Source organism: Micromonospora sp. Llam0 (assembly GCF_003751085.1).
Taxonomy (GTDB): domain Bacteria; phylum Actinomycetota; class Actinomycetes; order Mycobacteriales; family Micromonosporaceae; genus Micromonospora_E.
In genome coordinates, this window is the sequence record NZ_RJJY01000001.1 from 3,184,854 (window position 1) to 3,197,289 (window position 12,436).

General features: G+C 69.5%; 10 protein-coding genes and 1 CRISPR repeat array. Of the genes, 4 read left to right on the forward strand and 6 right to left on the reverse strand.

The window, feature by feature from the left end:
• Positions 1-2,154 (reverse strand): hypothetical protein, encoded by a 2,154-nt coding sequence (locus tag EDC02_RS13855; protein WP_148083453.1) that lies wholly within the window; start codon positions 2,152-2,154, stop codon positions 1-3.
• Positions 2,155-2,298: 144 nt separating this feature from the next.
• On the opposite strand from EDC02_RS13855, the gene EDC02_RS13860 reads away from it, so the two are divergent.
• A complete protein-coding gene (locus tag EDC02_RS13860) occupies positions 2,299-4,731 on the forward strand; it encodes a hypothetical protein (RefSeq protein ID WP_123602316.1) in 2,433 nt (810 codons plus the stop codon).
• 7 nt (positions 4,732-4,738) lie between these two features.
• On the opposite strand, the gene EDC02_RS13865 is transcribed toward EDC02_RS13860, so the two are convergent.
• The 4 genes from EDC02_RS13865 to EDC02_RS13880 are packed head-to-tail and all read right to left on the reverse strand — an operon-like array spanning position 4,739 to position 7,898.
• On the reverse strand, positions 4,739-5,371 hold the full coding sequence (locus EDC02_RS13865) for a class I SAM-dependent methyltransferase (RefSeq protein WP_123602317.1): 633 nt from the start codon (positions 5,369-5,371) through the stop codon (positions 4,739-4,741).
• The gene (gene thiL / locus EDC02_RS13870; RefSeq protein ID WP_123602318.1) at positions 5,368-6,489 is read right to left on the reverse strand and encodes a thiamine-phosphate kinase; all 1,122 of its coding nucleotides are present in this window, start codon (positions 6,487-6,489) and stop codon (positions 5,368-5,370) included. Before thiL ends, EDC02_RS13865 begins: the two co-directional genes overlap by 4 nt.
• Positions 6,486-7,133: a (d)CMP kinase gene (locus tag EDC02_RS13875; protein WP_123602319.1), complete on the reverse strand. Its 648-nt coding sequence runs from the start codon at positions 7,131-7,133 to the stop codon at positions 6,486-6,488. The genes thiL and EDC02_RS13875 overlap by 4 nt, the downstream gene beginning before the upstream one ends.
• A 36-nt stretch (positions 7,134-7,169) precedes the next feature.
• The gene (locus EDC02_RS13880) at positions 7,170-7,898 is read right to left on the reverse strand and encodes an HIT family protein (RefSeq protein WP_148083454.1); all 729 of its coding nucleotides are present in this window, start codon (positions 7,896-7,898) and stop codon (positions 7,170-7,172) included.
• A gap of 119 nt (positions 7,899-8,017) precedes the next feature.
• Between EDC02_RS13880 and EDC02_RS13885 the strand changes: the two genes are divergently transcribed.
• Positions 8,018-8,782, forward strand: a complete 765-nt coding sequence (locus EDC02_RS13885; protein ID WP_123602321.1) for a hypothetical protein — start codon at positions 8,018-8,020, stop codon at positions 8,780-8,782.
• A 41-nt stretch (positions 8,783-8,823) separates the two neighbouring features.
• Here the strand turns inward: EDC02_RS13885 and EDC02_RS13890 are convergent, their stop codons facing one another.
• On the reverse strand, positions 8,824-9,279 hold the full coding sequence (locus EDC02_RS13890) for an HIT family protein (protein ID WP_123602322.1): 456 nt from the start codon (positions 9,277-9,279) through the stop codon (positions 8,824-8,826).
• Positions 9,280-9,543: 264 nt separating this feature from the next.
• On the opposite strand from EDC02_RS13890, the gene EDC02_RS13895 reads away from it, so the two are divergent.
• Together EDC02_RS13895 and EDC02_RS13900 are read left to right on the forward strand one after the other, a co-directional pair.
• On the forward strand, positions 9,544-10,371 hold the full coding sequence (locus EDC02_RS13895; RefSeq protein ID WP_123602323.1) for a DUF5753 domain-containing protein: 828 nt from the start codon (positions 9,544-9,546) through the stop codon (positions 10,369-10,371).
• Positions 10,368-10,562, forward strand: a complete 195-nt coding sequence (locus tag EDC02_RS13900; protein ID WP_123602324.1) for a DUF397 domain-containing protein — start codon at positions 10,368-10,370, stop codon at positions 10,560-10,562. Before EDC02_RS13895 ends, EDC02_RS13900 begins: the two co-directional genes overlap by 4 nt.
• Before the next feature lie 84 nt (positions 10,563-10,646).
• Positions 10,647-12,433: a CRISPR direct-repeat array (repeat unit 36 nt; unit sequence GCCTCAATGAAGGGCAGCTCCCGAGAGAGCTGCGAC).
• Positions 12,434-12,436: the final 3 nt, after the last annotated feature.

Here is a 12,436-nt window from a genome sequence, read left to right on the forward strand (position 1 = left end):
CTACCCGCTGGTGCCGTGGCTGGCGATGGCGGCGAGTGTCGTGTGCCAGTCGTGCCACTGGGTGAGCGGCAACCCGCCCACCCACTGATTACTCGGCGTCCGGTCTGCCGACGCCGCTGCGGCGGTGACCCGGTCGAGCAGCGCCACCGCCGCAGCGGCGTCGCGGGGATCCACGGTGCTGCCGTTGGCGGCGGCCACGCACAGCGCCCGCGCCACCACCTGTGCGGTCGAGGCGGACGCCTGCGGCGAGTCACGGCGCACCGTCAGGTCGGACAGCACCGTCCGGGCGTGCCGGACCGCCGTGCCGCAGGCTCGCGCCCGGGCTGTGCGTTCCCGGTCGGGTGTGGCCAGGGCGAGGTCGGTGGCGATCCGGGCCGCGAGCTGGTGGCTGGAGCGGGAGGCGACGGCCTTGGCGGCGTATCCGGCCGTTTCCCGGCGGACGACCTCCGTACGCACCGCCGCCACCCGTTCCTGCACGGCGAGGGCCTGACGAAGGTCGCCACGCCGGCCGGTGCGGGACCGCCAGTCCGCGTAGTGGTGCAGGTGGAACACCTGGGCCTCGCTGAGAGAGTCGATCACGGCGGCCAGATCCGTGTCCGGGTCGATCCCCCGTGCTGTCAACGTGGCCGACCACCACGACCGCATCATCGACGCGGGGACCAGGGCCACAGGCATCTCGGTCCGGTCCACCGGGGAGTCCGGGTCGGGCAGCGCCGCAGGCGGGGAGGTAGCGCCGAGCAGCGCGGTGATGCCGATCTCCAGCAGGTACGCCGCCGCGCCGGGGTCCAGCCGACCGGACCGCCAGGACTCGACGACGTGCTGCTGTGAGGCGATCAGCCGCCGCGCGGAGGACACCCGGTGGGGATCCGGGTCGGCGTCAGGGCCGGGCAGGTCGCGGGTCGAATCCCACACGTCGAGGTAGGCGCCGTAAGCGCGAAGCAGCAACGCCACCGGGTCCGTGGGACCGAGCACCTCGCCACTGCGTACGACGGCGAGGGCGACCAGCTCCCGGGTCTGGTGCCGCAGGTCCGGTCGGGTCGTCAGGAGTTCGTCGCGGTAGCGGAGGTAGTTGGTGGCCACGTGGGCGACCAGCAGGTGGGCGCGGCGGTGCGACAGCGGAAGGCCGGCCAGTTCACCGGCGTCGGGCAACGTCGGCAGCGTCGGTGCCGGGGCGTGGCCGACGCGGGTCACGCCGCCCAGGGTGGCTGCCACGAACGGAGCGACGACGGCACCGACCCGCACCATGGCCTGGACGTGACGGGAGCCCCGGTCGTCCTCGGTCAGCCACACCACTCCCCTGCCGGGCCGCCCGACGTCAAGCAGCCGGTGGCACCAGGCCGAGGCGATGTCGTCGAGCGTCTCCGGGGGCACCGCCGCAGCGCCACCGGCCGGGTCGCCGGACCTGTCCACGGTGAGCCCGATCGCCGGAAGTGTCGCGTCGACCAGATCGAACGACGTCGGCCGCCAGCGGGCGTCGGCCCGCTCCGCGCCGGTGTCGCCGGTGGGCTGCGGTGCCCACGGACGGATCTCCGACGGGGCGTCGTCACCTGCGGCCACCCGTGCCCGGTCGACCTGTCTGCCCCACCGGGCCGACAGCGACCGCTGCACCTGGCGGGCCTGAACCGCCGCGACGACCAGGGCCGGCTGTGCCCGATAGACCTCAAGGACCAGACCCGCCCACACCGCCAAGCGGATCTCACGATCACAGTCGCCGGAGTCGAGCCACTGGGCGGCAGCAGCGACGGCGGCCGTCGCACCACGCAGCAGCCGGTTGGCGGCCGCCAACACCGCTGCTGCCTTGGTGTCAGGGCCGTACCGGTTCAGCGTGGCGTTGCTCAAGCCGCCAGGCAGGGGTGCCTGCGGCGGTGCCCAGACCGCCCGGCCCACCCACGACCAGTCCCGGTCGCCGTCGGTGGCCGGCTCGGCGAACGTGGCCGCGTCCAGACCGGACCGTTGCGCCTTGTCCGGGGCAGGCGCGCCGCGCCCGATCTCGGCCAACGACAGGGTGGTGTAGTCGCACACCCAGGACCGCTGGAACGGGGGGAGGTCTCCGTCCACCCCGAACAGCGAGGCGACCTTGCGGGCCACCCGCACCTCCACCACGTCGGCGCGGCGGGCCTCGGCTGCCGGGATCTCGGCGGGGAAGACGCGCACGGCCGACACCGTACACACAACTACTCTGATCGTTCAACTACTAAAGTAGTTCACGACTCGATACGACTGCGCTGTTCGAGGAGTGTCTGGACAGCAATCCGACACTCCGTGGCGACCCGACCCGTTGTCTTCCACAATGGCCCCATGCGCCTGCTGGTTCACATCACCGGGGAAGCGGACCTCCTTCTTCGCTCGGACGGCCCCACCCCCAAGACCGTCCGCGCCGACCGGGTCCGAGATCGCCGCCGACAACTCACCGCAGCAGCAGCCGGCCCCACCGGGCCGTCCGCAGCCCGGCGACTACTCACCGACGGCACCTGGGAGGACGACCACCCCCGTACTGCCGCACCCAGCCCGCTGCTCGGTGCCTTGACCAGACTCACCGAGACCTCGGACCTCGACGTGATGTTGATCGGCACCCAGCAGCAGCCACCCGACGACCTGGACACGGCGCCGATCGCCCAGACCCTCGCCGAGGTGCTGCACACCGCGGTCGGCGAGGCGGCAACCGTCCACGCCACCACAGCGGCCACGATCAAAGGTCTGGCGGAAGCGGACGTCATCCGCGCCGTCGCCGCCCACCTCGACCGCTCCCCGCGCTACACCGCTGCCATGGTGACCTGGGGTTCCGGTTCCACCACCCTGGCCATGGGCGTGCTCACCGCGCTGTCCCAGGCGGGGCTCCCCTGGCGGCTGATCAACACCAGCGGCCGGAACGCGTACGAAATCGTCGACCCACTGGACGGACTCGACCGTGACCCGGTCGCCGGCGTCCTGGTCCGCTGGCGCATGTTCCCGGCCCTCGCCGACCTCGCCCGCGCCGACCCGCCCATGGTCCAGCTCACCGACGACGGACACGACCTCGTCCGCCGAGCCGCCGAGCGCCACGACCGAGGGTTCACCGCGTACGACACCGAGTCGCTGCGCGCGGTGCTCGCCGACGCCGTCGTCCGCCGCGACGGCACCGCCAGCCTCGCCGTCCGCCGCTACGTCGTCAGCCGCTACGAAGAACTGCTCCGCCACGACCAGATCGACTACTCCTGGGCCGAGGACCTTCTCCACAAGTACGAGGACGGCCGGCGAAGCCTCGGAGTGAAGCTCGGCGTGGTCGCTCACAGCCGCCACGACGACCCGATGATCTGCGCCTCCGTCGACCTGCCGTCCTACCGATGGCTGTACGGATCCGAGGTCGCTTCGCTGCAGAACATCGGAAAGGGCAGTCACAACCTCCGCCCGCCCACCGCCTGCGACGCCACCTTCATCGGTGACTACCTCACCCAGTTCGCCGTCGACGTCGACGGTTGGAGCGACGCCGGCCTGCCTCAGCCGCCGGTCGCCCCGGCAGACACCGTGCTGGCAGTCTGGCAAGCCGGGGTCCCGCGCGGCGGCGGCACCGAAAAGTCCGTCGGAGACCAGCTCAGCAGTGGCATCCCCGTAGCGGTGCGGGACTTCCTCGGCATGCACGAAAACCGGCTGCGCGCCGTCATCCTCGCTGTCGACGACGGCCGAGGCAGCCACGACGTCGCCACGGCCGACGCCGAATCGATCACCAAGATCACGCACCACGTCACGGGCTCGGCCAGAGGCGAAAGCTGGGTCGAGCCGATCACCTTGGCCGACATCGACGAAGCCGCCATCGAGCGCGCCGTCGAGGCCCGACTCACCCGCGAGACCGGCGCGCTGCTGCTCATCCCCACCGGCCACAAGCCGGTGGTCCTCGCCCTGATCCGCGCCATGCGCCTCATCGGTGCCCGACACGGCATCCCGCTGTTCGTCCGGGAAAACGCCGCCCCCGTCGGCCCCGACGGCTACCGCAACGTCCACCTGTGGCCCGCCATCACCGGCGGGGACCTGCCACTGCTCATCGCCGCCGAACGGGCACTGCGGTCGCTTGAACTGGACGTCGCCTGGCGACTGCTGGCCGCATCGGCGATCGGCGGGAACGTCACCGATCAGGCACGACGACTGGCCGACGCCTTCGCGAGCCGACAGCCACCTGACGGCCGCCGACACACTCCGCCCAGCGCCACCGACGCCAGCTGGACCAAGGGACTGGCCGTCCAGCGGCTGGAGCTCGTCCACGCGGCCCTCGACGAGGCGACGACACAGGCTGCCCGCATTCGCCTGCTGGTCCTCGCCGCCGACGCCCTGGAGGCGTCCATCGCCGCCACCAATCCGAAAGACAACAAGGGCGGGACGTACCGAAAGTTCCGCGAGGATCTGCGAGACAACAAGATCAAGGACCGGGACATGGCGCAGGCATGGCCAGCGCACATCCTTCTGCTGCTCAACAGAGCCCGTGATCGCGCTCCGATCACCCACGGCACCGAGACCACCGCAGACGCGGTCACCGCCGAGGCTGCCGACGCGCACGCCCAGGAGCGCGAGCTGAGTACGGCCGACGCCGCGCTGCTTCCCCGCACCCTCCCCGAGCTGCTACGCCAATCCGTCGAGGCAGCCGCCGCCCTGGGCGGGTTGGGCAAGGCAGGTCAAACCGACAGCCTGCTGCACCGTCATCGCCAACTCCATGGCGAGGTCAGCGGTTGCATCCGCAGCCGGCCGCAGCCCACCCGCTGACCGTCCACTACCGCTCAGGGCGTTCGGCGGTTGCGGTGAACCAGTCCTTTCGGCTGCTGACGTCCAGCTGCGTGACGCGCAGCCCCACCTTGCGGCAGAGCACCGCGAAATCGGTCGGCTCGTAGTAACTGAACCAGCGCGGGGCCGGAAAGTCGTCGGTGCTGCGCCACCCGTCACGACCCCCGTACTTCATGCTGATCAGCGCCTTGCCGCCCGGCCGCAGAACCCGACGGATGTTGTCCAACGCGGTGACCGTGTACTGCCGGGGCAGGTGCAGCAGGACCCCGCTGGCGATCACGCCCGCGAAGGTCGCGGAACGCAGCGGCAGGGCGAGCGCGTCGCAGCAGACGGCAGCGTCGACGGCGATCCGTACGGTGGTCGCGCGCAGCAGCTCCGGAGTGACATCGGCGAGGACGACGGCCCGGCCGGTGCCGGCGACCAGGTCGGCGTCGCGACCCGCGCCGCAGCCGAGGTCGAGCACCGGCCCCGGCCCGAGCTCAGCGAGGAAGTCCGTCAACTCCTGCCGCAGCCCAGGAAACCGACGGTAGTCGGCAGTCATCTCCGTGTAATGCTCGACCAGGGCCGCGTAGGAGTGGCGCACCTGGGCGGTGCCGGGCCAGCCGGCGTCGACGGTGGTCACCGGGTCGGGGTCCCGGGAGTGCCGCCCCCGGTGACGAGGGTGCTGATGTCGGTGCTCTGGTGTTTCCAGGCGACGCCGGGCAGGTCGGTTCTGGTGCCGTCGCGGGTGAGCAGGCTGATGCCGTCCTCGGGTGGGGTGGCGCGGCCGATGACGTCGAAGGTGAGGCCGTTGCGGTCGAACGCGTCGCGGCAGGCGTCGAGCCGGTCGTCGGGCACCGTGAAGGCGAGCTGGAAATCGGCAGACGCGCTCATCGCGAGAGTGACATCGTCGGTGCCGGCGAGTTTGGCGACCGCGCTGACGGCCGGGTGGACGGCGATGTCGTCGGCGGTGACGGTGAAGCCGACACCGCTGGCGGCGGCGAGCTGCTCGATGGTGGCGCGCAGGCCGTCGGAGGTGTCCTGGCAGGCGGTGGCGTAGCCGCCGGTCGACAGCAGCCGGCCTTCGGCGACCCGGGCGCGGGGCCGGCGCCAACTGTCGAGCAGGTCGGCTTCGACGCTGTCGGGCAGGGCCCAGCCGTTGACGGCACGCTTCGGGAAGTAGGCGACGGCTGCGCCGAGAACTCCGCAGTGGCCGGTGACGCACAGGTGATCGCCGGGTCGCGCGCCGCGGCGGGTCAGGGCGGTGCCGGTACGGCAGATGCCGATCGCGGACGCGGAGAGCACGATGCGTTCGGCGTTGCCGATGTCGCCGCCGACGTTGACGGTGCCGAAGTCGGTGCAGGCCTGATGGATGCCGGCCATGATGTCGAGGAATCCGGTGTCGTCGAGGTCGTTTGGGTAGCGCACGACGGTCAGTACGCCGATCGGCGCGGCACCCATCGCGGCGATGTCGCTGACGTTGGCGGCGACCACGTAGTAGCCGATGTCGACGTTGGTCAGCAGGCCGTGTTCGTAGAGGGCGAACTTGGGGCCGCGTACGTAGTCGGATCCGACGACGAGGGTGACCGGCCCGTCGAGGTCGTAGACGGCGCAGTCGTCGCGGGTGTCGGCACCGGCGGTGAGGGTGGCGTACGGGCCGTGGCTGTCGCCGAGGACCGAGCCGGACTGGCCGGAGAGGAAGCCGCCGACGAGCGCGGCGACCCGGGTCGGTTCATCGGAGTAGCTGGCGGGCGAGGTCATCGGCGCGCTCCCAGATGGTGTACGACTGCCCGCAGCACGGCAACTGCCGGCAGAAACGTGGTGTCCAGTACCAGGCCGTGTGGCTGGCGGGCGACGTGTTCGCGGATGGTGTCGTCGAGCCGGGTGGGCGGTCCGACGTGGACGGCACGGCCCGGCTGCGCCCGGTGCTGGGCGCGGCGGCGTTCCCGCCGGATCGCGTCGGCTGCGGTGAGGAAGATGTGGCAGTCGGCGTCTGTCATGATCGTCGTCGCGCAGTCGCGGCCGACCGCGATCATCCGCTCGTGGCCTTCGACGATCGTGCGATGGTATTCGGTGATGTCGTGGCGCCATGCCGGGTCGGCCGACACAGCCCGTAGGTGCTGTTCCACTTCCGACGACCAGAGATCGTCGATGATGCTCTCTCGGTGGTAAACGACCGTCGGGGAGACCGGTCGCGTCCCCGGCGTGGCCGGCTCGTGCCGCAGCACCTCGAACAGTTGCCGGCCGGGCGACACCGGCCCGCGCGAGGCGGCGTAGGCGACGGCGCGGTAGGTGAGCCCGGTGTCGAGTACGCGCATGTCCAGCCGCGCCGCGAGCGCGTACGCGAGACTTGTTTTGCCGCTGGCGGTAGGACCGTCGATGGAGATCGCGAGTTGCTTGCGCATCGGCGAGGGTGGCCTTCTGTCGAAGCGGGACTGTCTTCACCATAGATCATTCACGCGAGCACGCACGGACACGTTGGACCCGTCGCGGTGATCAGGGGTGGTGAGTTGCTCCTGCCAGCCAGCAGTGGCGATCATCGTCGCCCGCAGCAGGTGCCTGCGGACCACCAGCGACCAGTCCCATTCGGGTTCCGCGATGCCGAGCAGTGTGCCGGCCACCGAACGCAGATACTGAGAGCGGATGCGACGGTGCGCCTCGAATGCGACATGGTTGTCGCCGTCGGCGCAGTAGAAGTAGGGCTGGTCGGCCTCGGCGAAACGCCGCAGCGCGGTGAGATCGGGCAGTCGGATGGCCGACAGCCCGTCGCGGGTGATCATTTCCGCCAGTTGTGATCCATTTACCGGCAGGATATGCCAGTGGGCGTGGGTGATACACCCGGACGGCGTTGTCGTGGAAGATCCATGCTCCATGATGGCCATCTGGCCGAAAGTGGCGACATAGCGCGTCCGCAACCGCCCGACGACGTCCCGGACCTGACCGATCAGCCCGGCGTCAAAGTGACCGAAGCTGAGATGGTGGCGCTCCGGCAACAGGAGCAGATGCCCCACGACCAGCGGGGAAAGGTCAGCGACGAGCCGCAGCCCCGACAGGGACGCGATCGTCCGACTCGGCGGATCTCCCCGGTATACGGCGGCGAAGCTGCCGCCACCGCCCGGACGGAACTCGTCGCACAGCTCGTCACCATCACACGCCGACAACCGGGCCATACCGACCTCCACGCTGGATGGTGAAGCGTAGACGTTCACGGTATCAGAGACTCGACAGACGTCACTGCCGACAGATTGATCGACACTGTGGAGGTGGCATTACGACTTACCGTTGAGGCATGCGGCCGCTCACGGCAAAGTTCCTTGATCGCACCATCATGCTGACCGCAACTTGCGTACTGGTTGCGGAGCAGTATTCGGTGCCGTCGGCGATGTTCTGGGACGGATTCGCGGGCGGTCGCGGCCACATCGTCGGCGTCGCCGTGACAGCCATCGCGACGTTCGGCGCGCTCACACCGGCCCAGCTGTGGGCGGAGCGGTCCCAGGTGGCCCGCCGCACCGCCGTACGACAGCAGGTCTTGCACCACCTCGGCCGGCTGCTGACGATAGCCGCCAGGACGGCGCCGCCGCTGCCCGCAGCCGATCTCGGCCTGCACGTGTGGCGGGTCTCCTGGTCGCTACGCCGCCCCCACCGCCGGCTGGTCCGGGTGGGCACGTACCGGCTGGGCAGCACACCGACCACCCGGGCGTTCGCGCCAGGGTGCGGCGTCGGAGTCGTCGGGCTCTGCTGGAAACGCAACGAGGAGGTCGCCGTCAACGTCGAGGCTCTCGCCGCGGAGCTGCCGACACAGGCCGCGTACGAGGCGTACGAGGCGTCGCACGGCGGCGATGCGGTCATGAATCTGAGCTGGCTGGACTTCCTCCGGGTCCGCCACCGGGGCGCCGTGTTCGCCAGCCCGATCCGTGACGGCGAGGGCGAGTTCGTCGGCTGCGTCAGCGTGGACAGCAGCCGTGGCTTCGCCACCCTCGTCGGCGACGACCTGTGGCACGAGATCAACTCGCTCTGCGTCCTGCTCGGCGACGACGGCCTGGCCCACGTCTGACCCGGCACGCTGCTGATCCGGCCCAGGCGCAGGTGCGCCGCTCAGCGCAGCAGCGGACCGGGCCGGCCGAGCGCTTCGGCCGTCGCGGCCGCCCAGGTCTGCGGATCGCAGTTCGGCAGAATCTGTCGGATGCCGCCGGCCGGGTCCTCGACGTCGCCGAACCAGCGCGGAATCACATGAATGTGCAGGTGGTCGACGCTGCGCCCGGCCGCGCGACCCTCGTTGACCCCGATCGTGTACCCATCCGGCCGCAGCCTCCCGGTCAGATCGTTGCGCACCATCAAGATCAGCTCGTACGTGTCCTGCAGCTCCTGCGGGGTGAGGTCGAAGAACGACTCGACGTGGCGCTTCGGCACGATCTCGGTGTGCCCTTCCGCCGCCGGGAAGTTGTCCAGCCGGGCGAAACAGGTCGCGTTCTCGTGCGAGATGCGGTTGAGCTGCCCATCATCGCGCCGGCAGAACAGGCAGTCGGCCGGCACGTCCTCGTGAAGATCCATCTTGCCGCCTTCCGTTCGCCCTACCTTCCACCGCCGACCGCAGCCTACGTGCGCCCTCCTGGCTTTCACCCATCCCATCACAACCTCCGTCGAATTCACCATTGTCGCGGCCTGCGTTTCCCTCCCCGATAAGGCAGAATCTGTCGCGTACGCCGGGGTCTGTCTCCACTGTGACGTGGCGATCCGGCGAGCGGCCCGACCAGGTGTTTCATTTTGAAACATTGGCTCGGGTGGTGATTTGTCGCGTGAGAGAGAGGTGAAGCGATGCCGGTCACCGGACCGACTGTGGTGCGCCGCCAGCTGGGGCGGCGGCTGCGCCGGCTACGGCAGGAGGCGGCCCGCACCGAGCAGGAGGTGGAGCGGGCGAAGGTCTGCTCGCGTACGACGTTGTGGCGCATCGAGAACGGCAAGTTCCCGGTCAAGATGAACACGGTACGGGGTCTGTGCTGGTTCTACGGTGCCGACCCGGAGACGACGGATGCGCTGACCCGGCTCGCCGGGGCGTGTGACGAGCAGGGTTGGTGGGAGTCGCACGGCGACGCCGTACCAGATTGGTTCCGCTTGTACCTAGGCCTCGAAGCCGCCGCCACCGAGATCCAGCTATACGATCCGGAGCTGATCCACGGTCTACTCCAGACGCCTGACTACATGCGCGCCGTGTTCCGAGCCGCCAACCGGCAGGCATCCGAGCAGCAGATCGAGCGCCTGGTGTCGCTGCGACTGGACCGGCAGATCTCCTACTACGACCGAGATGAGCCGGCCCGGATCGTCGCGGTCCTCGGAGCCGGCGCCCTCGCCCGTGAGGTGGGCGGCCCGGCGGTGATGGCCGAGCAGCGCGCCCACCTGGCCAACGTCGGTCGACGGGTGCGGGTGGAGATCCGGGTTCTCCCCTGGTCCGCCGGTGCCCACGCCGCCATGGTCAGCCCGTTCATTCTGCTCGACTTCGCCGACCCGGACGACCCCGACATCGCCTACGTCGAGTCCCATGTGGGTGCTCGTTACCTGGAGCGTCCCGAAGAGTTAGCGGAGTACCGTCGGATTTTCCGAGAGGTCCGCGAGCAGTCGATCCCGATCGAGGAGCACCTGCGATGAAGCCCGACACCCCCTGGTTCACCTCCAGCCGCAGCGGCGGCAACGGCGGAGCGTGCGTCGAGGCCCGCCGTTACGCCGGCCGAGCCGAGGTACGCGACAGCAAGGACCGCACCGGCCCCACCCTGACCTTCAGCACCGCCCAGTGGGGCACCTTCACCACCGCCCTGCAGACCTGCGCCCTCCCCCACTGACAACCCAACCCACGGCGGTGGGGGCTGCCTCGGTACACGAGGCAGCCCCCACCGCCCTGCCGACCTGGAGCGGTATCCCGACTGGCCTCAATGAAGGGCAGCTCCCGAGAGAGCTGCGACCCCTTCACCATGACCCGGCCGGCGAGTCGGCTCTGGTGAAGCCTCAATGAAGGGCAGCTCCCGAGAGAGCTGCGACTGGGTGGCCCACACGAACCAGGAGCGGATGGCGCCGTGGCCTCAATGAAGGGCAGCTCCCGAGAGAGCTGCGACCCGGCATCCGCCAGCACCCCGCCCTCCAGCGGCCAGCCTCCATGAAGGGCAGCTCCCGAGAGAGCTGCGACCCGCCCACCACGTCACAGAGGTTCACAACGCGTTCGGCAAGCCTCAATGAAGGGCAGCTCCCGAGAGAGCTGCGACCTCGTCCTCGGTCGGCATCACGGGCGGCCCCCTTCCGCCTCAATGAAGGGCAGCTCCCGAGAGAGCTGCGACTCGTTCCCGGAGGGCTGGAGAATCCGAGAGGCGGCGCCTCAATGAAGGGCAGCTCCCGAGAGAGCTGCGACTTCGCGTCGCCACATTCGCGCCTACCGCCGATGGTGAGAGCCTCAATGAAGGGCAGCTCCCGAGAGAGCTGCGACCCCTGCCGGTACCGGCGGACCGCGGCGGCATATGCCTCAATGAAGGGCAGCTCCCGAGAGAGCTGCGACCTTCCGCCCGGCAACCAGGTCTCGGATGCGCCAGTGCGCCTCAATGAAGGGCAGCTCCCGAGAGAGCTGCGACCGGCTGTCCGACCGATTGCGCCGCCGCAGAATGTGTGGCCTCAATGAAGGGCAGCTCCCGAGAGAGCTGCGACCCGTACGGTCAAGAGCTGTTCATCCGGCGCGGTATCGAGCCTCAATGAAGGGCAGCTCCCGAGAGAGCTGCGACTGGACATCATGTCCCGGTGACCTCCCGGCCTTACCGCCTCAATGAAGGGCAGCTCCCGAGAGAGCTGCGACGTGTCGAATGTGGGCACCAGGCCGGGAGAACCCCCGAAGCCTCAATGAAGGGCAGCTCCCGAGAGAGCTGCGACGAAGAAGATATCCGGGATCGTGATCTGCATCGGGCCTCAATGAAGGGCAGCTCCCGAGAGAGCTGCGACTGTGAGCCAAATGAGCAATCTCGCAATCGACATCATGGCGCCTCAATGAAGGGCAGCTCCCGAGAGAGCTGCGACTACCACGCGCCGAAGCGCACAGAATCCGGAGAGTGAAGCCTCAATGAAGGGCAGCTCCCGAGAGAGCTGCGACCAAATCCAGTTTCATCCTTCACTTTGCTCGGGCCTATGCCTCAATGAAGGGCAGCTCCCGAGAGAGCTGCGACCCCGTAGGCGCGGCCATCGTCACGGCCGGACTCGACCACGCCTCAATGAAGGGCAGCTCCCGAGAGAGCTGCGACCCCGCTGTGACCTGCGGTGGAAACAAACTTCGCGAGGCCTCAATGAAGGGCAGCTCCCGAGAGAGCTGCGACCGGCTCGGGCTCGGGCGGCGAGGGTGCGCCAGCGGCCGATGCCTCAATGAAGGGCAGCTCCCGAGAGAGCTGCGACTAGGGCGCATGCCGGCACGCTCGGCCAGCTCGCGTTGAGCCTCAATGAAGGGCAGCTCCCGAGAGAGCTGCGACCCGTAGGTCCACAGCGACACCCCACCGCTGCCGGCGGTGCCTCAATGAAGGGCAGCTCCCGAGAGAGCTGCGACGACGCCGAGATGTTCGGCTGGGTTGCCAGCAGCAGGCCTCAATGAAGGGCAGCTCCCGAGAGAGCTGCGACTAGGTTGAGCATTCCGGCGCCGTCGACTGTGGCAGCCTCAATGAAGGGCAGCTCCCGAGAGAGCTGCGACTGG

What these genes read in the sequence shown, in the direction of transcription:
- EDC02_RS13860 (WP_123602316.1), top strand. Translation starts at nt 2,299, where the DNA reads ATGCGCCTGCTGGTTCACATCACCGGGGAAGCGGACCTCCTTCTTCGC.
- thiL (WP_123602318.1), bottom strand. Translation starts at nt 6,489, where the DNA reads ATGACCTCGCCCGCCAGCTACTCCGATGAACCGACCCGGGTCGCCGCG.
- EDC02_RS13875 (WP_123602319.1), bottom strand. Translation starts at nt 7,133, where the DNA reads ATGCGCAAGCAACTCGCGATCTCCATCGACGGTCCTACCGCCAGCGGC.
- EDC02_RS13880 (WP_148083454.1), bottom strand. Translation starts at nt 7,898, where the DNA reads ATGGCCCGGTTGTCGGCGTGTGATGGTGACGAGCTGTGCGACGAGTTC.
- EDC02_RS13885 (WP_123602321.1), top strand. Translation starts at nt 8,018, where the DNA reads ATGCGGCCGCTCACGGCAAAGTTCCTTGATCGCACCATCATGCTGACC.
- EDC02_RS13890 (WP_123602322.1), bottom strand. Translation starts at nt 9,279, where the DNA reads ATGGATCTTCACGAGGACGTGCCGGCCGACTGCCTGTTCTGCCGGCGC.
- EDC02_RS13895 (WP_123602323.1), top strand. Translation starts at nt 9,544, where the DNA reads ATGCCGGTCACCGGACCGACTGTGGTGCGCCGCCAGCTGGGGCGGCGG.
- EDC02_RS13900 (WP_123602324.1), top strand. Translation starts at nt 10,368, where the DNA reads ATGAAGCCCGACACCCCCTGGTTCACCTCCAGCCGCAGCGGCGGCAAC.